The sequence below is a fragment of the Mycolicibacterium flavescens genome (assembly GCF_001722335.1).
GTDB lineage: Bacteria > Actinomycetota > Actinomycetes > Mycobacteriales > Mycobacteriaceae > Mycobacterium > Mycobacterium flavescens.
Map to the genome: position 1 here is coordinate 16,188 of NZ_MIHA01000023.1, position 21,315 is coordinate 37,502.

The following is a 21,315-nucleotide window of genomic DNA, read 5'->3' on the forward strand; positions in this document are numbered from 1 at the left end:
GATTCGTGCGCTAAGTCCGCCCGACGAGTCTACGTGGAGGTTTGTCGGCTACCGCACAGCGTCGGGCGACGTCAACGCCACAATCCGGTAGCCGACCGCGGCGGGCCAGGCCAGGTGGCCGTGCACGTGCACCTGGATCCAGGTCGGGGCGCCCGACGGATCGTCGGTGAAGGTCGCGGCGGCGTGGACGATCGCCCCGGTCTCCCCCGACGCCTGCAGCAGCACCGACACCGACAGCGACGCTTCCGCCAGGGCGGTGCGCTCGTAGGGCAGGCTGTCCGGGACGAAGAACGACGCCGAGAAGTTCGGCGTGCGGATTCCCTTCGGCGCGTTGGGTGCTCGACGCATCGTCAGGCCGGTGATGATCGGCTTGCCGTCGAACCAGGCGGTGCCGACGTATTCGGTGCGCCGCGCGGGGCTGCCGTCGGGCCTGCTCACCAGCGTGTCGATTCGCGGTTGCGGTTCCACCTCGACCAGCGTCATGTGAGTTCCCCGTCGACGTAGCGCTGCAGGTTCGGCGCGACCGCAGCGATCAGGTCATCTTCACTCATCGAGGCGACGGGGTCGATCTTCCAAACAAAACGCATCATCGCCAGCCCCATGATCTGCGACGAGATCAGGCCGCTGCGCCTCAGCCGGTCCTCGTCGTTCACACCCAATTGTGAGACGCCGATCAGGCTGGACTCCACGACGCGACGCAGCTTGTCGCGGGTGGACTCCTCGTGCGCGGCGGTCAGCAGCACGGCCCGCAGGACCGGACCGATCTCGTCATCGCGCCAGGCACCGAGCATCAGCCGCAGCAGAGCCGCGCCCAGTTCATCGACCGGGGTGGTCCAGGTTTCGGCGACGCTTCGCAGCCAGCGCTGCGGCGGGTCGGTCGCCGCGTCGAGCAGCCGTTCCTTCGAAACGAAGTAGTGGTAGACGAGCGCCGGGTCGACATCTGCGGTGCGCGCGACGGCCCGCATCGTCGTGCCCGCCCAGCCGTGCTGTGCGAACTGCTCGCGGGCGGCGGTCAGGATGCGCGCCGCGAGCACCCCGCGTTCGTCGCGCGGCCCGGGCGCCGGCTTTCTGGCCATACGCGAAGGTTAACAGAAGTTTCACGTTGCGTTGAGACTAGTTTCAACGTAGCGTGAAACTCATGGGAACGACGCCCCTCAACGGCCCGCAGGACACCGGACGGCCGTACCGCAACCTCAGCCGGCCGCAATACCGAGTGCGCCACGATGTCAATGTCGCGGTTGCGGTCCGCGACGGCGTGACGCTGATGGCCGACGTGCATCGACCCGAATCCGCGCAGCGCTTCCCCGCCCTCATCGCCGCGTCGCCGTACCCGCGCCAGATCCAGGACCTCGGCGCGCCGGCCGGCTTCATCGAAGCGGGCGTCACCGACTTCTGGGTGACCCGCGGCTACGTGCACGTCATCGCGAACGTCCGCGGTACCGGCGGATCCGGCGGCACCTTCGGCTTCTTCGACGGTCAGGAGCGGCGGGACATGTACGACCTCGTCGAGTGGGTCGCCGCCCAACCCTGGTGCGACGGCACCGTCGGCATGATCGGCATCAGTTACTTCGCGATGACCCAACTGGAGGCCGCCGTCGAGCGCCCGCCCCATCTGCGGGCGATCTTCCCCGTCGCGGCAACCGCGGACCTCTACGAGGCGGCGACCCACCACGGTCTGTTCAGCTCCTCGTTCGTGACGCCGTTTCTGTCGATGATGGGACTGACCGCCGCCCGCAGCGACGCGTTCTGGCGCAGCCGGCCGCTGAAGCTGGCCCGCAAGGTGCTCAATTTCCCTGCGCTGCACCGCAAATTCGGCACGATGAACGGCGAGTCCGCGGTCACGATGATGCGTCAGCTGCTCAAACTGCCCCACGATCCGCACCCGTGGGACGACCTGTGGCTCGACGTCGCCGCCAGGCACCCTGTGCGCGACGAGTGGTGGGACGAACGCGATCTCACCGACCTGTTGGAGCGCATCGACATCCCGGTGTACCTCGGTTGCGACTGGGAGAACGTGCCGTTGCACCTGCCCTCGACATTCGCCTGTTGGAAAGGGTTGGCGCACAATCCGAATGTGCGCATGGCGCTGCTCGGCCGGCACGGGTTGACCTGGCCGTGGGAGAGCCTGCACACGGAGGCGCTGGCCTGGTACGACCACTGGCTGAAGGGACGCGACACCGGCATCATGTCCGGCCCGCCCGTCCGCTACGTGCTGCCCGGCGCCGACGGCTGGCACACGAGCGCCGAGTGGCCCCCGGAGGCGACCACGTTCACCGAGTGGGCGCTGCGGGCCGACGGCACGCTCGACGCCGCCGACGAGGGTGAGGCCGGAGCCCGGGAGTACCTGGTGCTCGGCGCCGGCCTCAACCGCGCGAAGTCAAGCCCCATCGATCCGCCCGGCTTCCTGGTGTGGACCAGCGCGCCGCTGGAGGGCGCGCTCGACGTGGTCGGCGACCTGGAGCTGCGACTGGTGGCCGCGGCGACCGCGGCGGACACCGCGTGGATGGCGACGCTGCAGTGCGTAGCCGTCGACGGCACCGTCTCGGAGGTGACCGCCGGTTGGGTGCGAGCGAGCCTGCGCGAAGTCGACGACGCCGCGAGCCGGCCGGGTGCGCCGGTGCTGCCGTGTCGCATACCCGCGGCGGTCCCCGTCGGCGAACCGGTCGAATACCGCATCCCGCTGGTCCCCAATGCCCGCCGTTTCGGGCCCGGGGAGCGGATTCGGCTGGTGCTGACCAGCGACGATCAGGACCCGCGGACGCCCGCGATCATGGACTTCCGCCATGCCAGCGTGGGAACCAGCAGTGTGAACACAGTGCTGTCGGCGTCCCGGCTGATCCTTCCCACGCGGACCTGTTAGCCCGACCACAGTGATTTCCGTCCCAACTTACTCCGGAGTAAGATCGCCGGCATGACCTTCTCGCTCGAACTGTCGCCGGATCTGGTCCACATTCGCGACTGGGTGCACGAATTTGCTACCGACGTCATCCGGCCCGCCGCCGCGGAATGGGACGAGCGCGAGGAGACGCCGTGGCCGATCATCCAGGAGGCCGCCAAGGTCGGCGTGTACTCGATGGAGTTCTTCGCCGAACAGGCCGGTGAGCCGTCCGGGCTCGGCATGCTCGTGGCGTTCGAGGAGATGTTCTGGGGCGACGCCGGAATCGCGCTGTCGATCCTGGGCACCGGCCTGGCCGCGGCGTCGTTGGCCGCCAACGGGACCCCCGAGCAGATGGGCGAATGGCTGCCGCAGATGTTCGGCACCGTCGACGACCCGAAGGTGGCGTCGTTCTGCTCTTCCGAGCCGGGGGCGGGCTCCGACGTCGGCGCGATCCTGACCCGCGCCCGCTACGAGGAGGCCACCGACGAGTGGGTGCTCAACGGCACCAAGACCTGGGCCACCAACGGCGGCATCGCCGAGGTGCACATCGTCGTCGCGTCGGTGTACCCCGAACTCGGCACCCGCGGGCAGGCCACGTTCATCATCCCGCCGAACACGCCGGGGTTCCGGCAGGGCCAAAAGTTCCTCAAGCACGGCATCCGCGCTTCGCACACCGCCGAGGTGGTGCTCGAGGACGTGCGCCTGCCCGGAAACCTGATCGTCGGCGGCCGCGAGAAGTTCGAGGAGCGCATCGCGCGCGCACGCGAAGGCAAGAGCGCCAAGAGCCAGGCCGCGCTGGCCACCTTCGAGCGCACCCGCCCGACCGTCGGGGCGATGGCCGTCGGCGTCGCGCGCGCAGCCTACGAGTACGCCCTGGACTACGCGCTGCAGCGTGAGCAGTTCGGCCGCAAGATCGGCGAATTCCAGGCCATCGCGTTCAAGCTGGCCGACATGAAGGCCCGGATCGACGCCGCCCGCCTGCTGGTGTGGCGCGCCGGCTGGATGGCCCGCAACGGCAAGGCCTTCGACAACGCCGAGGGCTCGATGGCCAAGCTGGTCGCCAGCGAGACCGCGGTGTACGTGACCGACGAGGCGATCCAGATCCTCGGCGGCAACGGCTACACCCGCGACTACCCCGTCGAGCGGATGCACCGCGACGCCAAGATCTTCACGATCTTCGAGGGCACCAGCGAGATCCAGCGCCTGGTGATCGGCCGGGCGGTCACGGGTCTGCCGATCCGCTGACCCCGCAGCGGGCGATCTGTGAGTGATTTCGCTCGGTCAGCGATCGAAATCACTCACAGATCGCTCGGGGACTAGAGCATCGAGACGAACAGTTTGTGGATGCGACGGTCCCCGGTCATCTCCGGATGAAAAGACGTCGCCAGCGTTTGACCCTGGCGCACCGCGACGATGTGGCCGCCGGCCTGCGCGAGCACCTGCACCTGCGGGCCGACCCGCTCCACCCACGGGGCGCGGATGAACACCGCGTGCACCGGCCCGTCGACGCCCTCGAACGCGATGTCGGCCTCGAACGAATCGACCTGGCGTCCGAAAGCGTTGCGCCGCACCGTCATATCGATGCCCTTGAGCGGGGTGGCGTCGCGGCCGGCCACCCCGGCGTCGAGGATCTCCGAGGCCAGCAGGATCATCCCCGCGCACGACCCGTAGGCCGGCATCCCGTCGGCCAGCCGCGAACGCAGCGGCTCGAGCAGGTCGAGTTCGCGCAGCAGGTGGCTCATCGCGGTGGATTCGCCGCCGGGGATCACCAGCGCGTCGACCGCCTCCAGCTCGCGCAGCCGCCGCACCGTCGAGGCCTCCGCGCCGGCTTCCCGCAACGCGGCCAGGTGCTCGCGGGTGTCGCCCTGCAGAGCCAGCACCCCGACGCGCGGAGCGCTCACGGTGTGTAGCCGCGGCGGTAGCGGGTCAGCCCCTCCTGCATGACCGCCGCCACCATCTCGCCGTACTGGTTGAACAGCTTGCCCTGGGTCAGCGCGCGACCGCCGCACGCCGACGGCGAGGACTGGTCGTAGAGCAGCCACTCGTCGGCGCGGAACGGCCGCATGAACCACATCGCGTGGTCGAGCGACGCGACCATCAGGTGGTTGCGCTCCTCGACGTGATGGACCTGCGCCGAACCCAGCAGCGTCAGGTCGCTCAGGTAGGCCAGCGCGCAGATGTGCAGCACCGGATCATCGGGCAGCGGGTCGCGGTGCCGGAACCAGACCTGCTGCTGCGACGCTTTTTCCGGTGAGCGCTGCAACTGGTCGCGCGGAACGATGCGCACGTCCCACTCGTCGAACTGGCGGAAACTGGCGTCGTCGAACACCTTGCTGGCCGACTTGAAGTCGGGGATGTTGTCCGGCGGCGGCGCGCTGGGCATCGCGTCCTGGTGCTCGATACCGCTCTGGTCGGTCTGGAACGACGCCGACATCGAGAAAATCGTCTCGCCGTGCTGGATGGCGCTGACCCGCCGCGTGCAGAACGACCCGCCGTCGCGGATCCGCTCGACGGTGTACACCGACGGCGCGCGGGCGTCACCACCTTTGAGGAAGTAGCCGTGCAGCGAGTGCACCTGGAACTTCGGGTCGACGGTACGCACCGCCGAGACCAGCGACTGACCGGCGACGTGGCCGCCGAAAGTGCGTTGCAGGAAACCGGATTCGGGGCTGAACACGCCACCGCGGTAGATGTTGACCTCGATCTGCTCTAGATCGAGGATCTCCTCGATAGCCACGCGTAGATGTCTACCAGCCGCGTTCGGCGAGCCGGTGCGGGACCGGGATGTCGTCGACGTTGATGCCGACCATCGCCTCGCCCAGCCCGCGCGACACCTTCGCCAGCACGTCAGGATCGTCGTAGAACGTGGTGGCCTTGACGATCGCGGCCGCGCGCTCGGCGGGGTTGCCGGACTTGAAGATGCCCGATCCGACGAACACGCCCTCGGCGCCGAGCTGCATCATCATCGCCGCATCGGCCGGGGTCGCGATGCCGCCGGCGGTGAACAGCGTCACCGGGAGCTTGCCCGCGCGGGCCACCTCGACGACGAGGTCGTAGGGGGCCTGCAATTCCTTTGCCGCGACGTAGAGTTCGTCCTCCGACAGCGACGTCAGCCGGCGGATCTCGCCGCCGATCTTGCGCATGTGGGTGGTGGCGTTGGACACGTCGCCGGTGCCGGCCTCCCCCTTGGACCGGATCATCGCTGCGCCTTCGGTGATGCGCCGCAGCGCCTCACCGAGGTTGGTGGCGCCGCAAACGAACGGCACGGTGAACTTCCACTTGTCGATGTGGTTGGTGTAGTCGGCCGGGGTGAGCACCTCGGACTCGTCGACATAGTCGACGCCGAGGCTCTGCAGGATCTGCGCCTCGACGAAGTGCCCGATCCGCGCCTTGGCCATCACCGGGATGGTGACCGCGTCGATGATGCCCTCGATCATGTCGGGGTCGCTCATCCGCGACACCCCGCCCTGCGCGCGGATGTCGGCCGGAACACGTTCGAGCGCCATCACCGCGACCGCGCCGGCCCCCTCGGCGATGCGCGCCTGCTCGGGGGTGACGACGTCCATGATGACGCCGCCCTTGAGCATCTCGGCCATGCCGCGCTTGACCCGGGCGGTTCCGGTCTGGGATCCGTTGCCTGCGGTATCCACGCCTATCTCCTCCACATATGTACTGATCCAGTCTACGTACGTCGGCAAATCTATTGATTCCGCACTTCAACGGATCGTTTGCAACTGCTTCCGCAGTGCGTCACCGCGCGCGTCGGCGAGTGTGTTGGCCTCCTCGAGCAGCTCACCGAGTTGCAGGGGGTAGACCGTCTCGCCCGCGGCGCCCAGCTCTCGGATCATTGTCTCATCACACCAGCGGTAGCCGTGAATCGTGCGCCGCTCCAGCGCCGTGTGACCGCCGATCGACGGCTCGAACCGGGCGGTGCGGTGCACGAAGAACAACTCCTCGCTGCGGATCACCGCGCCGTCGAACTCGAACACCGCCTGCCGCCGCCACAGCGGGCCGACCAGCGCATCGGCCGCCACCCGCAGGCCGGTCTCCTCGGCGACCTCGCGGGCGGCGGCCTGGGCGAGCGCCTCCCCCGGCTCGACGGCCCCGCCGACGGTGAACCACCACCGCGGGGCGTCGGCCAGCGACGGATCGGACCCGCGGAACAGCAGCACCGCACCGGACTCGTCGAGCAGCACCACCCGCGCCGAGGTGCGCCAGCTCACCGCCGAGCCACCTCGGCGCCCGGATCCGGCCGCTCGACGATCTCGAAATAGGTTGGCAGCGCCGCGGTTCCGCCCAGGCGCAGCAGGCGCACCAGCGGCCGTTCGCGCAGCGCCAGCGTGTCGCGCACAGCATCGTTGTGGAAGCGACGGGCCAGCACGACCCGCGCCTCGGCGTCGGCGAGTTCGGACACCAGCGCCAGCGGCAGCGACTCCGGGTCGACCACCGCCAACGCGGCCGACAACTCGTTCTCGGCGGCTTCGCGTCCCGACCGCGGCGCAAGTTCGGCGGCGTCGGCCAGGGCGGTCAGCCGCCGGCCCTCCGGTGCGCGGCCGTAGGCGTCGGCAGCGACCGCACGCGCGACCACTGCCCGCCGGGCCAGCGCGCCGTCGAGCACCTGCCAGGACAGGTCGTAGCGCACATGCAGGCGGTCCAGCCGGTTGGCGGTCTGCAGCGCCCACCCGCCGACGGCCAGGATCATCACCAGCAGCACCGCCAGCGCGATCACCACGATCCAGGTGATCACCGGACGCCTCCGGTCGCCTTCCTGGTTCTGCCGCCGTCGCTGCCGGCCACCCTGACCTTGGTGCCCGCGCCGCTGACCGTCTCGTAGACCCGCATGATCTGGCGGGCCACCACCGACCAGTCGTAGCGCTGGACCACGTCGCGGGCGGCATCGATGTAGCTCTGCCGCAGCGCGGCGTCGTCGAGCACGGCGATCAGCCCGTCGGACAGCGCGCGGTCGTCGTCGACGGGGAACAGCCGCCCGGCCACACCGTCGGCCAGGACCCGCCGGAACGCGTCGAGGTCGCTGGCCACCACCGCGGTGCCCGCGGCCATCGCTTCGACGAGCACGATGCCGAAGCTCTCACCGCCGGTGTGCGGAGCGCAGTACACGTCCGCGCTGCGCATCGCCGCGGCCTTCTGCGCGTCGTCGACCTGACCGAGGAACCGCAGGTGCCGCGCCAGGTCTCCGGCGTTCTCGCGCAGGTCGTCCTCGTCGCCGCGGCCGACGACGAGGATCTCGACGTCGGGGAACCGCTCCACCAGTCGCGGCAGCGCGCGCAGCAGCACGGCCATGCCCTTGCGCGATTCGTCGTAACGCCCCAGGAACAGCACCGACCGGCCCGGGCGCGGATAGCCGTCCAGCAGCGGGGCCGACGCGAACGAGGCCACGTCGACGCCGTTGGGGATCACGACGGCGTCGCTGCCCAGGGCCTCCATCTGCCAGCGGCGCGCCAGATCCGAGACCGCGATGCGCCCGACGATCTTCTCGTGCATCGGACGTAGGATCGGCTCGAACACGCTGAGCGTCAACGACTTTGTCGTCGACGTGTGAAACGTCGCCACGATCGGGCCCTCGGCGATGTTGAGCGCCAGCATCGACAGGCTCGGCGCGTTGGGCTCGTGCAGGTGCAGCACGTCGAACTCGCCGTCGGCCAGCCACCGTTTGACCAGGCGATGCGTGGCGGGCCCGAAGCGCAGCCGGGCCACCGAGCCGTTGTACGGGATCGGTACCGCCTTACCGCCCGAGACGACGTAGGGCGGCAGCTTCGCCCCCGGCGACGCCGGCGCCAGGACGCTGACGTGGTGGCCGCGCTCATGCATCACCTCGGCCAGCTGCAGCACGTGCGACTGCACCCCGCCGGGCACGTCGAACGAGTACGGGCACACCATCCCGATGCGCATCAGGACGACTCCAGCTTGGCGCGCCGCGCGGCGGGCAGATCGGCCAGCCACTGCGGCTGCATCATGTGCCAGTCCGCCGGATGCTCGGCGATGTTGCGCGCGAACCGATTCGCCAACGCCTGCGTGATGGCCGTGACGTCGCCGGACGAGGTGTCGATCTCCGGGAACACCCGCATGCCCCAGCCGTCCGGGGTGAACCAGCAGTGCACCGGGAACAGCGCCGCGCCGGTATCGATCGCGAGTCTGGCCGAGCCTGCGGGCATCCGGGTCGGCTCGCCGAAGAAGTCGACCTGGACCCCGCTGCGGCTCAGGTCGCGGTCGGCCATCAGGCACACCGGCCGGTTGTCGCGCAGCCGCTCGGCCAGCACCTCGAACGGCGGCCGCTCGCCGCCGGTCAGCGGGACGATCTCGAAGCCCAGCCCCTCGCGGTACTCGACGAAGCGGCGGTACAGGGATTCGGGTTTGAGCCGTTCGGCCACAGTGGTGAACGTGCCGTAGTTCTGCGCCAACCACACGCCGGCCATGTCCCAGTTGCCGCTGTGCGGCAGCGCCAGCACCGCGCCGCGGCCCGCCTCGAGCGCCTTCCACAGCAGGTCCACATCGTCAACGACGAGTTCGCGCCCGATCGCTTCATGGTCCATGGTCGGCAGCCGGAACGCCTCACGCCAGTACCGCGCATACGACGCCACCGAGTCGCGGATCAGCCCGTCGGGCACCTCTTCCGGGGCCACACCCAGCACGCGGGCCAGGTTCTTGCGCAGCTGCGCCGGCCCGTCGCCGCGCGCCGCGATCTGAGCTCCGACGTCAAAAGCGTTGCGCGCGACGAACTCCGGTAGTGCGCGCACCACCCGCCAACCGGCGGCGTACCCCCAGTCCGCGAGCAGGCCACCGAGCGGGTTGGCGCTGGCCGTCGGCCCTGAGGGAGTGGTGGTCACGGCTCGGTCGTCTCCGGTTCATCGCCGCTGGCGTCGGGTTTGACCAGCTTGTCCATCGCCCCCGGGGAGGTGCGCACGCTGTGCACCCGCTGCCCGAGCGTGACGAGGCTGCTCACCGCCAGCACCCACATCGCGGCGTGCAGCAGCCACTCCACCCCGAACAGCCCCGACAGCCCGGCCCCGACGAGCACGATGATCAGCCGTTCGGGCCGCTCGATCAGGCCGCCCTCGGCCGACAGCCCGCTGGCCTCCGCACGGGCCTTGATGTACGAGATGACCTGCGAGGTGACCAGGCAGATCGCGGTCGCGACCACCAGCGAGGTGCTCTGCAGCCCGAAGGCGGCCCACCACAGCAGCCCGCAGAAGATCGCGCCGTCGCTGATCCGGTCGCAGGTGGCGTCGAGCACCGCGCCGAACCGGGTGCCACCGCCGCGTTGGCGGGCCATCGCGCCGTCGAGCATGTCGGCGAGCACGAAGAACCACACCGCCACCGAACCCCACCACAGCTGCCCGATCGGGTACAGCGTCAGCGCGCCGAGCACCGACCCCGCGGTGCCCAGGATCGTGATGCTGTCCGGGGTGAACCCGGCCTTGAGCGCGCCCTTGGCGATCGGCGTGCTGATCTTCTCGTACGCCGCCCGGGTCATCAGGTAGAAGTTGCTCACTGCTGCTTGGCCCATTCCGCGGCCAGCAGTTCGCGGGTCTCCCGCAACAACTGCGGCACCACCTTGGAACCGCCGATGATCGTGATGAAGTTGGCGTCCCCACTCCAGCGCGGCACGACGTGCATGTGCAGGTGTTCGGCCAGCGACCCGCCCGCCGACTTGCCCAGGTTCAGCCCGACGTTGAACCCGTGCGGGTGCGACACCGACTTGATGACGCGAATCATCTTCTGCGTGAACAGGATCAGCTCATAGCTCTCATCGGGGGTGAGGTCCTCGAGCTCGGACACCCGCCGGTACGGCACCACCATCGAATGGCCCGGGTTGTACGGGTAGAGGTTGAGCACGACGTAGACTGACTCACCGCGCGCGACGACCAGACCGTCCTCGTCGGACATCGTCGGGATGTCGGTGAACGGCTGCTTGGACTCGGCCGAGCCGCCCTTCATCGGCGCCTCGGCGATGTAGGTCATCCGGTGCGGCGTCCACAGCCGCTGCAGGTGGTCGGGTTCGCCGACACCGCGGTCGACGATCCTCTGCTCGTCGGGCGAACCCTGCTCTTCGGCGCTCACTTCGATGCGTCCACCTCGAACAGGTCGGCGGTCGGAGTAGCGTTCTGCCGCCTCGCGATCCAGTCCGCGATGGCCTTGACCGCCGCCTCCCGCGGCACACCGTTGATCTGTGTGCGGTCCCCGAACCGGAAGCTGACGGCGCCGGCCTGCACGTCGCGGTCCCCCGCCACCAGCATGAAGGGCACCTTCTGGTTGGTGTGGTTGACGATCTTCTTCGCCATCCGGTCATCGCTGGCGTCGACCTCGGCCCGGATGCCCAGCGACTTCAGCTGCGCCGCAAGCTCGTCGAGGTACGGCACGTGGTCGTCGGAGACCGGGATCCCGACCACCTGCACCGGGGCCAGCCACGCCGGGAACGCGCCCGCGTAGTGCTCGGTCAGGATGCCGAAGAACCGCTCGATCGAGCCGAACAGCGCGCGGTGGATCATCACCGGGCGCTGCCGCGTGCCGTCGGCGGCGGTGTACTCCAGCTCGAAACGCTCGGGGAAGTTGAAGTCCAACTGGATCGTCGACATCTGCCAGCTGCGGCCCAGCGCGTCTTTGACCTGCACGGAGATCTTGGGCCCGTAGAACGCCGCGCCGCCCGGATCGGGCACCAACTCCAGCCCGGAGGCGGCGCCGACCTCGGCCAGCACGTCGGTGGCCTCCTCCCACAGCTCGTCGGACCCGACGAACTTCTTCGGGTCCTTGGTCGAGAGCTCCAGGTAGAAGTCGGTCAGCCCGTAGTCGGCGAGCAGTTCGAGGATGAACCCGAGCAGCGAGGTCAGCTCGTCGCGCATCTGCTCGCGGGTGCAGTAGATGTGCGAGTCGTCCATCGTCAGGCCGCGCACCCGGGTCAACCCGTGCACGACGCCGGAGAGCTCGTAGCGGTACACCGTGCCGAACTCGAAGAGCCGCAACGGAAGTTCCCGATACGACCGGCCACGCGACCGGAAGATCAGGCAGTGCATCGGGCAGTTCATCGGCTTGAGGTAGTAGTCCTGGCCCGGCTTGCGCACACTGCCGTCGGGGTTGAGTTCGGCGTCGAGGTGCATCGGCGGGAACATGCCGTCGGAGTACCAGTCCAGGTGGCCCGAGATCTTGAACAGCTCGGCCTTGGTGATGTGCGGGGTGTTGACGAACTGGTAGCCGGCCTCGATGTGCTTGCGCCGCGAGTAGTCCTCGAGTTCGCGGCGGATGATCCCGCCCTTGGGGTGGAAAACCGCCAGACCCGAACCGATTTCGTCGGGGAAGCTGAACAGGTCGAGCTCGGCGCCGAGCTTGCGGTGGTCGCGGCGCTGCGCCTCCTCGATGAACTCGAGGTGCTTGTCGAGCGCTTCCTGCGATTCCCAGGCGGTGCCGTAGATGCGTTGCAGGCTCGCGTTGTCCTGGTTGCCGCGCCAGTAGGCGGCCGAGCTGCGGGTCAGTTTGAACGCCGGGATGTAGCGCGTCGTCGGGATGTGCGGGCCGCGGCACAGGTCGCCCCAAACACGATCGCGGGTACGGGGATTGAGGTTGTCGTAGGCGGTCAGCTCGTCGCCCCCGACCTCCATCACGTCGGGGTCGCCGGACTTGTCGTCGACGAGTTCGAGCTTGTAGGGCTCGTTGGCGAGTTCTTCGCGCGCTTGGTCTTTGGAGTCGTAGACCCGCCGGGAGAACAGCTGGCCCTCCTTGACGATCTGGCGCATGCGCTTCTCCAGCGCCGCCAGATCCTCGGGGGTGAAGGCGCGCTCGACGTCGAAGTCGTAGTAGAAGCCGTCGGTGATCGGCGGGCCGATGCCGAGCTTGGCCTCGGGGAACAGGTCCTGCACGGCCTGGGCCAGCACGTGGGCGGTGGAGTGCCGGATGACGCTGCGGCCGTCGTCGCTGTCGGCGGTCACCGGGGTCACCTCGGCGTCGGCGTCGGGCACCCACGACAGGTCGCGCAGCCGGCCCTCGGCGTCGCGCACGACGACCACGGCGTCGGGGGCGCCGCGGCTCGGCAGACCCGCCTCGCGCACCGCCTCACCCGCGGTGGTCCCGGCAGCGACCCGGATCGGGGCAGCTGGGGTGGGGTTTGCGGCGGCGGTCATCGGATCTCTCCAAGCTTTCACTGTCAACGGACTGAGGACGCGACCATGCTATCGGGGTCGGTGGTCACGACCCGAAGCCAATAGGGCTCTTCAGTAGCTCGTGCTCGATACCGACGAGGTCTGCGAAGAAGCCGACCGCGCCGAGCAGCCACAGCGTGCCGACCACCACCGCGGCGGTGAACGCCGCCCCGAGCAGCTGCACCCACAGGCCCTGCTGTTTGAACCAGTCCATCGCCTTGTCGTAGCGCTCGCGCACGTATCCCAGCAGGCGCCGGGCCCAGTCGAACTCGGTGGCCAGAATGCCGAGTCCGATGAAGACGATCGCCCAGCCGGGCCCGGGGTACGGGATGGCCAGGATCCCGGCGGTCAGCACGACCACCCCGACGAACCCGACGGCGAGGCGGTAGCCGAGTTCCAGGCGGGGACGTTCACGCAGCTGGTCGCGCCAGCGGGCCCACCGCCGTTTGAGGTCGGTCAGGTTCACGGCTGGCCCGGCTTGAGTTTGACGAACAGCGCATGCGCCTCGGCGACGGTCACGTCGTCGTCGAACACCCGCCCGGACACGAAGATCTTGCGGCCCTCGATGCGGTCGATGCCGGCGTCGACGCGGTACTCGGTCTCGATGCGCGCGATGCTGCGGTAGTCGACGTGCAGGAACGCGGTGCGTTGCGCGCCGCTGCCGCTGAGTTTGAACGCGGTGTACCCCAGCAGCGCGTCGAACAGCTGCGCGACGGCCCCGCCGTGCGCGGCGCCGTTGCGCCCGAGGTGGAACCGCCGGAACCGGGCGGTGCCGACGACCCGCTGCTCCGCGGTGATGTCGACGTCGAGCGGGATCGACAGCAGGTTTCCGCGCCCGGGCAGGTCGACCCGCCGCCCTGACGGCGACGACCACTCGTCGGCTTCGTAGGGCGCCAGCAGCTGCGACACCTTGTCCACGAGGTCGGCCGCCTCGGTGATCACGTGGTCGGGGGCGTTGGCGGCGCGGGCGTGGTCCTGCAGCGTGCGGATCGCGTCGATGAACCGGCCGTAGTCGGGTCCACCCTGGTCCGTGGGGTCGGGCGGGTTGAATCCGCCGCCGGGATGCGCGTCGCTTGCCACCCGAACACCGTATTGCCTACCTCACCGGCTGGCTGATCCGGCTTTGCTCAGGGTGTCGAACTCGGCGTCGGACAGCTCGATGTCGGCGGCGGCGATGTTCTCCTCGAGGTGGGCCACCTTCGAGGTGCCCGGGATCGGCAGCATGACCGCGGACCGCTTCAGCAGCCATGCCAGCGCCAGCTGAGAGGCGGTGGCGCCGTGGTCGGCGGCGATGCGCTGCAGCGGTCCGTCCGGCGCGGCCAGCGGCCCGGCCGCCAGGGGGAAGTACGGGATGAAGCCGATGCCGTGGGCCTCGCAGGCTTCGAGCACAGGTTCGGCCGTGCGTGTGGTGATGTTGTACATGTTCTGCACCGACACGATCGGGGCGACCTTCTGCGCGGCCTCGAGCTGCTCGACGGTGACCTCCGAGAGACCGATGTGGCGGATCTTGCCTTCCTGCTGCAGCTTGAGCAGCTCGCCGATCTGATCCTCGGCGGGGAACTTCGCGTCGATGCGGTGCAGCTGGAACAGGTCGATGGTCTCGGTGTCGAGGCGGCGCAGGCTCATCTCGCACTCCTGGCGCAGGTATTCGGGGAACCCGAGCGGCGCCCATCCGTCGGGTCCGGTGCGCAGCAGGCCCGCCTTGGTCGCGATGACGACGCCGTCGTACGGGTGCAGCGCCTCGCGGATCAGTTCCTCCGAGACGTAGGGCCCGTAGGAATTGGCGGTGTCGATGAAGTCGACCCCGAGCTCGGCGGCGCGGCGCAGCACGCGCACGCACTCGTCGCGGTCGCGCGGCGGACCCCACACGCCCGGCCCGGTCAGCCGCATCGATCCGTAGCCGAGGCGGTGGACCGTCAGGTCGCCGAGGGTGTAGGTGCCGGATGCGTGCGCGGTTGGGGTGGTCATTTCACCGACCGTACGCCGGGAATGCCATCGTTTTCCTGTGAGACTGAGCGATCTTGCCGCGCTGCCGCTGACCTATCCGGAGGTCGGCGCGACCGCCGGTGAGCTGCCCTCCGGCTATCACCACGTGCACAAGAGCGCGGTCATCGGCCGGGGTCGTGCCCGCTTCGAGGAGGCCGCCGCGGCGGGCCTGCGGTGGGGCATGCTGCGCGGGGCGGGGGTGCGGGTGGAGCCGACGACGCCGGTCGCCGAGGTCGGCGCGGAGGTGATCGTGCGACTCGGGCCGATCCCGGCACCGTGTCGCGTGGTCTACGTCGTCGACGAACCCCACCGCCGGGGCTTCGCCTACGGCACGCTGCCCGGGCACGCCGAGTCGGGCGAGGAGTTGTTCCTAGTGGTCCACGACCCGGTCACCGACGAGGTGTCGGCGGTGGTCACCGCCTTCTCGCGGCACGCCACCTGGTGGAGCCGGCTGGGCGCCCCGGTGACCTCACTGGTGCAGCGGGTGGTCACCGACCGCTACCTGGCCGCGCTCTGAGGCGCCGGATACCTCGAAGTACGGTGCCGATCCGGTGCCTGACATCCAGGCTCAGCGCGTAATCTTGGGCGACTGAGCGAAGGATTTTCTCAATGGTGATGGCGAAGGAACCCGACGAGCGCGAGCACACCCATCTGCGCATCGCAGAGCTCGTGCGCGGGCTGTACAACCGCACCGACGCCGACACCGTGATCGCGGAATTGGCCGAGCATGCGGCGGTCGAGATCCCCGGCGCGCAGTACGCCGGGGTGACGGTGACCCGTAAGTCGCGCCTCGTCGAAACGCCGGCGGCCAGCCACCCGTATCCGATGCTGCTCGACAAGATCCAGCAACGCCACCAGGAAGGCCCGTGCCTGACCGCGGCGTGGGAGGAGAAGGTCGTCTACGTCGCGGATCTGGTGTCCGACGACCGCTTCCCGCGCTATCGCGAGGATGCGCTGGCCGAGACTCCGATCCGGTCGATCATGGCGTTTCAGCTGTTCATGGATGGCGAGGCGATGGGCGCGCTCAACGTCTATTCCGAACAACCGCACGCGTTCACCGACGAGTCGCGGATCATCGGCCAGGTGTTCGCGGCGCATTCGTCGGTGGCGTGGAACGCCGCGCGCCGCGACGAGCAGTTCAAGCGGGCGCTGGCCAGCCGCGACATCATCGGGCAGGCCAAGGGCATGATCATGGAACGCTACGGCGTCGACGCGGTCCAGGCGTTCGAGTTGCTGCGCAAGTTGTCCCAGGATTCCAACGTCCCGTTGACCACCGTGGCGACGGATCTGGTCGAGAAGTCACACGTACCGGACAGCCGTAACTAGTGTCCTGAGTCGAAAGTTCAGACACAGCAGTGCGCGGGATTCGGACCGGCCACATGGTGTCGACGTTCTTCGAGATCTGCACGAGGGCTGTGAAACCGCGCTGGTAACGACCCTCATGCAGATCTCGCGGCCCAAATGACCCATGACGATGCACTGCACCCGATTCAACGACTCAGGACACTAGCTCGTCAGGCCGAGCGTTGCGGTGAGCCAGGCCAGCACCGGCGGAGCCACCTCGTCGACCGCGGACGCCGCGATGATCCAGTGCGGCAGCCGCGGGTGCACCTGGTGTTCGGCCTGGTAGGTCGCCGCGAGGCGACGCGACATCCACTGCGCGACATTGCGATCCTCGCCCGCGCTGACACAGAGCACCGGGCACGTGACGGCGCGGGCGTCGACGCGCGTCGACGCCGCTCCCATCGACATCTCGCGGAACACCCGGCCGGAGTCGCGGACCAGCCGCGGAAGCAGCTCATCCTGTTCGGCTCGGGTCAACGTGCTCAGCGGCACCTCGCGCAGCGTCCGCTCCGAGGGACGAAAAGGCTTGCCCGCAAGGATTTTCGGCAGCAGCGGAAACAGATGCGGCAGTGGGCGCAGCTGCGGCCACAGGACTCCGGGCGGGATCGACGCCAGCAGCACCGCTGCGCGTGGGGTGCGTGCTGCGGCGAGCTTCTGCGTGAGCAACCCGCCCATGCTGTGCCCGATGACGATCGGCGCGGTGTCGAGCCGGTCGAACGCGGCGCGGGCCACCTCGAAGCAGTCCTCGATCCCGGTGCGCGCCAGCACATCATCGTCGGTCGGCTCGCGCCCCGGCAGTGCGGGCGCGTGGCACTCGAAGCCCGCGTTCTCGAAAAACGCCGTCCACGGCGTCAGCAGTGACGGCGAACCGAACACTCCGTGCAGGAACAGAACGGGAGGTTTGGTTCCGTCCACCTGGTTCGCGTCCTTCCGCTCGAGCGTGGGCGCAACCTTAGCGACTCGCGGCGCTGCTCACCGCGAGATCACGCGAGGAACCTCGGGGTTCTCAGGTTCCACCCGCGGGCGCGGCACTTCGACGCTGTTCTCCTGCACGATGACCGGATCGCCGACCTTGACGGTGTTGAAGTACCACTCGGCGTCCTCGGGGCTCAGCGAGATGCAGCCGTGGCTGACGTTCTCGTAGCCCAGCGCGTTGACCGCCCACGGTGCCGAGTGCACGAAGATGCCCCGCTTGGTGATCCGCACGGCCCATTCCACGTCGAGCAGATAGCCGTCGTCGGCGCTGACCGGGATACCCACGCTGCTCGAATCCATCAGTACGTCACGCTCTTTGGCCAACACGCTGTAGGTGCCCACCGGGGTCGGGTACTCGGGCCTGCCCATCGACGCCGGGAACACGCCGGGCTTACCGAAGTGCGGCCGGTGGTGCGGGGCGGGCAGGATCGGCGGTGGACCGGCGTCGACGCCGTCGATCGTGACCGTGAACGTGTGGTCGCTGATGTTGGCGACCCCGACGACCGCGGGTCCGGTCGCGATGTTGGTCTTCACACCGCCCACCGACAGCGCAATCGTGCTGTGGGCAGGCCAGAATCGGTCCGGCAGCCACTGGACGGTCTGCGCGTCGAGCCATTCGAAGCGACCGCTCATGGCCGGCAGCGACGAGATGTTCAGAGCCTGTTGCGCCAGTTCGCGGTCCACGACCGGCGCGCCGAACGTCACGACGATCGGGTGCGCGACACCGACGACGTGACCCTGCGACGGCGCAATCGACGTGATGGCCTGCCTCAGCGTCGGAACGACCGCGGCCACGCTTTCTTCAGCCGGCCCGGCCACCACGCCGGTCGTAATGACCACCGCGGAAAGAACACACCGAACAACCCCACGCAATCTCGTTCGCTCCCTTGAAATTACAATGATGTCAATAATGTTATGGGAGCGACGGTCGTTTGCACCCGCGCCCGGGCATCCAATTCGATCAAGGATCCGTCACGGTTCGGCCACGACGAGCCTGAGGCTACTACGAGACGAATTTTGTTGCCAAGGAATGGATTTGGCCCGACGACGAGTGTCCTCGTCGCCGGGCCAACCCGGATGGAATTATCCTCAGCGCACCGCCTGCCCGCTAGACGTGGGGTCCGGGCGCAATCGGCTGACCCGCAACCGGCGCTCCCGGCGCGGGCGGGACCACGGGGTCACCCTTGCCGGCCGCCGCGCCGCCCATCGTCGTCAACGGAGCGCCGACCACCGGCGCGCCGGCCGCGGGCACGATCGGGACGACGGGCACGGGTGGCGCCAGCGGGGGCACCACCGGCGGCGGGGCCACGGGCGGCACCACGGGCGGAGGCGCGACCGGCGGCGGGCCGGGGAACGCCATCGGCGCACCACCGGCCATGTCGGTGAGCGGCGCGCACACCGCGCCGACCGGGGCGCCGGCGGGTGCATCCCCGGACGCCGTCTCGACACACTCGTAGCCACCCGCCAACGCGGCCGGGCTCAACGCCATGGTTACCGCACACAGCCCAGCCCCGACAGCTGCTGCGATGTTGACTCGTCTCAAGGCCGTCATCGACGTCGATCCCTTCATTCACGCTGTAGAACATTCCGGCCGCGGGCCTTCGCGCCCGCGGAGAGGCCGTGTTTAGACGGCCGCGTTAATATCAGCAGCCGATCCTCGACGACGCACCACGGCGCACCGCTCCGTTTCCAAAAGGTGACCGGTTCGGCATGGTAGAGCGTCATTTCGATGCGGTTCCCGACCGAAGGCCACTGCTCAATATCAGGGATCGAACCTGTTCGCGCGGGGGTGGTTGCCGAACCGTTGCCGAGGAGTGCCCCGCCCGTCACCGACGGCGTCCTTTGAATTCAACGGGCCGCGACGTTTCGGTGCTCCTGACCACGGGCATCTCTGTCGCGACAGATCAGGACAAGTCAGAGGTTGGTATGTGATGACGGTGCAACCGAGACCTACCGCGGACGCGTCGATCGGCGAGTTGATGAGTCAGTTGTCGACGCAGACCTCACGGTTAGTGCGTGACGAGATGCGGTTGGCGCAGAAGGAATTTCAAGAATCGGCCAAACATGCGGGCATCGGCGCCGGGCTGTTCAGCGTCGCGGGCCTGCTCGCGTTCTTCGGCGCGGCGACGCTGATCGCCGCGGCGGTGGCGGCGCTGGCGCTGGTGCTCGACGTGTGGGCGGCCGCGCTGATCGTCGCGGCGGCGCTGTTCGTGGTGGCGGGAATCGCCGCGCTGGTCGGGCGCAAGCAGGCGCAGGAGGTCACGCCGGCCGCGCCGCGAACGGTCGAGACCGTCAAGGCCGACATCCAGGAACTGAAGGACGCCCGCTCATGACCGCACCCAACCCGCGCCCCGAGCCCGGCCCGGACGCCGGCAAGGACGACATCGAGGCCGACATCGAACAGACCCGCGCCGAACTCGGGGAGACGGTCGAGGCGCTGCAGGCCAAGCTCGACGTCAAGGAGCGCGCCAAGGAGAAGGTCGACGAGACCAAGGAGGCCGCCAAGGACAAGGCCGCCGAGGCCAGGGAGCGCGTCGTGCAGACAGCCGACGCGGTCCGGCACACGGCGACCGACAATCCCGAGAAATCGGTCCCGGTGGCGGCGATCGCACTGGCCGCGGCGCTGGCGGTGGGTTTCCTGATTTGGCGGCGACGCCGCTGACGGCCGTCGGCGGCACACCGCCGCGACCGGGCAGCAAGGTCTCGGTGGTGGGCATGGGGTCGGTGGGTACCGCGATCGCCTACGCGTGCCTGATCCGCGGGTCGGCGGGATCGCTGGCCCTGTATGACACCAACGCGGCGAAGGTGCGGGCCGAGGTGCTGGACCTGACCCACGGCAGCCAGTTCGTCCCGCACTGTCCGGTCGTCGGTTCCGACGACATCGCGGTCACCGCGGACTCGGCGTTGATCGTCGTCACCGCCGGGGCCAAGCAGCACCCCGGGCAGAGCCGGCTCGATCTGGCGACCGCGAATGTGGCGATGGCGCAACAACTTACACCGAAGCTGCTCGAGCACTCCCCCGATGCGGTGATCGTGTTCGTCACGAATCCGGTGGACGTGGTGACCTACGCGGCGGTGAAGGCGGTGCAACCGGCGCACGGGCGGATCTTCGGGTCGGGCACACTGCTCGACTCCTCTCGATTCCGCGTGATGATCGCCGAGCGGGCGCAGGTGGCCGTCGGCAATGTGCACGCGTTCATCGTCGGTGAGCACGGCGACTCGGAGATCCCGCTGTGGTCGACGGTGTCGATCGGCGGGGTTTCGGCCGCCGAGTACCGCATCGACGGCGTACCGGTCTTCGCGCCGGGCGTGCGCGAGGAGATCACCGCCGCGGTGGTCAACGCCGCCTACGAGATCATCGCCGGCAAGGGCGCGACGAACCTGGCGATCGGGCTGGCGACCGCGCGCATCATCGAGGCCGTGCTCCAGGATCAGCACCGGGTGCTGCCGGTGTCGACGGTGCAGGACGGTGCCCACGGCCTGGTCGATGTGGCGCTGTCGCTGCCGACGGTCATCGGGCGGTCGGGCGCCTCGCGGACGTTGGAGGTGGCGATGGCGCCGGACGAGTGGCAGGGGTTGCGACGATCGGCTCAGACGTTGACGGGTGTCCAGCGGTCGCTGGGGCTGTGAGCGTCGTGTCCGTCAAATCAGACCCGACACCCGCAGCGTCGCGGCGAGGTCGAGGATGTGCAGGAGCCCGAGGAGTGTCAGCACCGCACCGGCGACAACCAACCAGGTTCCGCCCGACGGCGGCGCCGAGGGCCGATGGTCATCGGACGGCGCATCCGGGTTCAGGAGGCGGCGGTCGTCGTCGCGGTTCCAGCGAGCGCGGGCGAGCCGACGGCGGACACCGACCACGATGAACGCCACCCCGGCGGAGGTGAACAGCGCTGCGCGAACTGCCGGGCCGGTCCACTCAGCGGTGCCGCCCTGGGCCAGCTGGACCGCCAGGTGAGTCGTCGTCATTTCCGTCTTCGCCGCGTG

Annotated in this window: 25 protein-coding genes and 1 pseudogene; 7 read left to right on the forward strand and 19 right to left on the reverse strand. The window is 69.1% G+C overall.

Translation table 11 applies throughout. The features are described 5' to 3' along the window. Positions 1–48: 48 nt before the first annotated feature. Both BHQ18_RS24135 and BHQ18_RS24140 read right to left on the reverse strand, forming a co-directional pair. Positions 49–483 (reverse strand): hypothetical protein, encoded by a 435-nt coding sequence (locus tag BHQ18_RS24135; RefSeq protein WP_069416188.1) that lies wholly within the window; start codon positions 481–483, stop codon positions 49–51. Beyond that, a complete protein-coding gene (locus BHQ18_RS24140; protein WP_069416189.1) occupies positions 480–1,076 on the reverse strand; it encodes a TetR/AcrR family transcriptional regulator in 597 nt (198 codons plus the stop codon). Before BHQ18_RS24140 ends, BHQ18_RS24135 begins: the two co-directional genes overlap by 4 nt. 62 nt (positions 1,077–1,138) lie before the next feature. Here BHQ18_RS24140 and BHQ18_RS24145 point away from each other — a divergent pair, with 62 nt between their 5' ends. Continuing rightward, entirely contained in the window at positions 1,139–2,860 is a 1,722-nt protein-coding gene (locus tag BHQ18_RS24145; RefSeq protein ID WP_069416190.1) for a CocE/NonD family hydrolase, read from the forward strand. Positions 2,861–2,911: 51 nt separating this feature from the next. After that, entirely contained in the window at positions 2,912–4,123 is a 1,212-nt protein-coding gene (locus tag BHQ18_RS24150; protein WP_069416191.1) for an acyl-CoA dehydrogenase family protein, read from the forward strand. A gap of 71 nt (positions 4,124–4,194) precedes the next feature. On the opposite strand, the gene pdxT is transcribed toward BHQ18_RS24150, so the two are convergent. From pdxT to BHQ18_RS24210, 12 genes and pseudogenes are all read right to left on the reverse strand, one after another. Beyond that, the gene (gene pdxT / locus BHQ18_RS24155; RefSeq protein WP_069416192.1) at positions 4,195–4,779 is read right to left on the reverse strand and encodes a pyridoxal 5'-phosphate synthase glutaminase subunit PdxT; all 585 of its coding nucleotides are present in this window, start codon (positions 4,777–4,779) and stop codon (positions 4,195–4,197) included. After that, positions 4,776–5,615, reverse strand: coding sequence for an acyl-CoA thioesterase II (gene tesB, locus BHQ18_RS24160; protein WP_069416193.1), 840 nt, complete (start codon positions 5,613–5,615; stop codon positions 4,776–4,778). The genes pdxT and tesB overlap by 4 nt, the downstream gene beginning before the upstream one ends. 10 nt (positions 5,616–5,625) lie before the next feature. Continuing rightward, positions 5,626–6,528 (reverse strand): pyridoxal 5'-phosphate synthase lyase subunit PdxS, encoded by a 903-nt coding sequence (gene pdxS / locus BHQ18_RS24165; protein ID WP_069416267.1) that lies wholly within the window; start codon positions 6,526–6,528, stop codon positions 5,626–5,628. Between the two features lie 66 nt (positions 6,529–6,594). Continuing rightward, a pseudogene (locus BHQ18_RS24170) lies at positions 6,595–7,625 on the reverse strand (NUDIX hydrolase). Next, positions 7,622–8,788: a glycosyltransferase family 4 protein gene (locus BHQ18_RS24175; RefSeq protein ID WP_069416194.1), complete on the reverse strand. Its 1,167-nt coding sequence runs from the start codon at positions 8,786–8,788 to the stop codon at positions 7,622–7,624. Before BHQ18_RS24175 ends, BHQ18_RS24170 begins: the two are co-directional and overlap by 4 nt. Then, the gene (locus BHQ18_RS24180) at positions 8,788–9,723 is read right to left on the reverse strand and encodes a phosphatidylinositol mannoside acyltransferase (RefSeq protein ID WP_069416195.1); all 936 of its coding nucleotides are present in this window, start codon (positions 9,721–9,723) and stop codon (positions 8,788–8,790) included. The genes BHQ18_RS24175 and BHQ18_RS24180 overlap by 1 nt, the downstream gene beginning before the upstream one ends. Continuing rightward, complete coding sequence (gene pgsA, locus BHQ18_RS24185) at positions 9,720–10,388, reverse strand: phosphatidylinositol phosphate synthase (RefSeq protein WP_069416196.1); 669 nt, start codon at positions 10,386–10,388, stop codon at positions 9,720–9,722. The genes BHQ18_RS24180 and pgsA overlap by 4 nt, the downstream gene beginning before the upstream one ends. After that, complete coding sequence (locus BHQ18_RS24190) at positions 10,385–10,963, reverse strand: ATP adenylyltransferase (protein ID WP_372516611.1); 579 nt, start codon at positions 10,961–10,963, stop codon at positions 10,385–10,387. The genes pgsA and BHQ18_RS24190 overlap by 4 nt, the downstream gene beginning before the upstream one ends. Continuing rightward, positions 10,954–13,008, reverse strand: coding sequence for a threonine--tRNA ligase (gene thrS / locus BHQ18_RS24195; protein WP_069416198.1), 2,055 nt, complete (start codon positions 13,006–13,008; stop codon positions 10,954–10,956). The genes BHQ18_RS24190 and thrS overlap by 10 nt, the downstream gene beginning before the upstream one ends. Positions 13,009–13,072: 64 nt before the next feature. Further along, positions 13,073–13,492, reverse strand: a complete 420-nt coding sequence (locus tag BHQ18_RS24200) for a TIGR02611 family protein (RefSeq protein ID WP_069416199.1) — start codon at positions 13,490–13,492, stop codon at positions 13,073–13,075. Continuing rightward, positions 13,489–14,106, reverse strand: a complete 618-nt coding sequence (locus BHQ18_RS24205) for a PaaI family thioesterase (RefSeq protein WP_069416200.1) — start codon at positions 14,104–14,106, stop codon at positions 13,489–13,491. Before BHQ18_RS24205 ends, BHQ18_RS24200 begins: the two co-directional genes overlap by 4 nt. Before the next feature lie 21 nt (positions 14,107–14,127). After that, positions 14,128–14,994 (reverse strand): aldo/keto reductase, encoded by an 867-nt coding sequence (locus BHQ18_RS24210; RefSeq protein WP_069416201.1) that lies wholly within the window; start codon positions 14,992–14,994, stop codon positions 14,128–14,130. Between the two features lie 37 nt (positions 14,995–15,031). Between BHQ18_RS24210 and BHQ18_RS24215 the strand changes: the two genes are divergently transcribed. Continuing rightward, positions 15,032–15,529, forward strand: a complete 498-nt coding sequence (locus BHQ18_RS24215; RefSeq protein WP_069416202.1) for a DUF1990 domain-containing protein — start codon at positions 15,032–15,034, stop codon at positions 15,527–15,529. Between the two features lie 92 nt (positions 15,530–15,621). Beyond that, positions 15,622–16,338, forward strand: a complete 717-nt coding sequence (locus BHQ18_RS24220; protein ID WP_069416203.1) for a GAF and ANTAR domain-containing protein — start codon at positions 15,622–15,624, stop codon at positions 16,336–16,338. 180 nt (positions 16,339–16,518) lie between these two features. On the opposite strand, the gene BHQ18_RS24225 is transcribed toward BHQ18_RS24220, so the two are convergent. The 4 genes from BHQ18_RS24225 to BHQ18_RS29930 all read right to left on the reverse strand — a co-directional run bounded on the left by BHQ18_RS24225 (position 16,519) and on the right by BHQ18_RS29930 (position 19,161). Continuing rightward, positions 16,519–17,271, reverse strand: coding sequence for an alpha/beta hydrolase (locus BHQ18_RS24225; RefSeq protein ID WP_069416204.1), 753 nt, complete (start codon positions 17,269–17,271; stop codon positions 16,519–16,521). Positions 17,272–17,328: 57 nt separating this feature from the next. Beyond that, positions 17,329–18,204, reverse strand: a complete 876-nt coding sequence (locus BHQ18_RS24230; protein WP_069416205.1) for a L,D-transpeptidase — start codon at positions 18,202–18,204, stop codon at positions 17,329–17,331. A gap of 235 nt (positions 18,205–18,439) precedes the next feature. Then, a complete protein-coding gene (locus BHQ18_RS24235; RefSeq protein WP_324614094.1) occupies positions 18,440–18,820 on the reverse strand; it encodes a hypothetical protein in 381 nt (126 codons plus the stop codon). Between the two features lie 77 nt (positions 18,821–18,897). Beyond that, positions 18,898–19,161, reverse strand: a complete 264-nt coding sequence (locus BHQ18_RS29930) for a hypothetical protein (protein WP_131815736.1) — start codon at positions 19,159–19,161, stop codon at positions 18,898–18,900. 101 nt (positions 19,162–19,262) lie between these two features. On the opposite strand from BHQ18_RS29930, the gene BHQ18_RS24240 reads away from it, so the two are divergent. From BHQ18_RS24240 to BHQ18_RS24250, 3 genes are read left to right on the forward strand one after another with little or no spacing between them, the layout of a single operon-like run. Beyond that, complete coding sequence (locus BHQ18_RS24240) at positions 19,263–19,664, forward strand: phage holin family protein (RefSeq protein ID WP_205866182.1); 402 nt, start codon at positions 19,263–19,265, stop codon at positions 19,662–19,664. Next, positions 19,661–19,993 carry a DUF3618 domain-containing protein gene (locus tag BHQ18_RS24245; protein WP_069416208.1) on the forward strand — a complete coding sequence of 111 codons (333 nt, stop codon included), beginning with the start codon at positions 19,661–19,663 and terminating at the stop codon, positions 19,991–19,993. The genes BHQ18_RS24240 and BHQ18_RS24245 overlap by 4 nt, the downstream gene beginning before the upstream one ends. Further along, positions 19,975–20,961 carry an L-lactate dehydrogenase gene (locus BHQ18_RS24250; protein WP_069416209.1) on the forward strand — a complete coding sequence of 329 codons (987 nt, stop codon included), beginning with the start codon at positions 19,975–19,977 and terminating at the stop codon, positions 20,959–20,961. Before BHQ18_RS24245 ends, BHQ18_RS24250 begins: the two co-directional genes overlap by 19 nt. Positions 20,962–20,973: 12 nt before the next feature. Here the strand turns inward: BHQ18_RS24250 and BHQ18_RS24255 are convergent, their stop codons facing one another. Further along, positions 20,974–21,297 carry a hypothetical protein gene (locus tag BHQ18_RS24255; protein ID WP_069416210.1) on the reverse strand — a complete coding sequence of 108 codons (324 nt, stop codon included), beginning with the start codon at positions 21,295–21,297 and terminating at the stop codon, positions 20,974–20,976. Positions 21,298–21,315 lie beyond the last annotated feature (18 nt).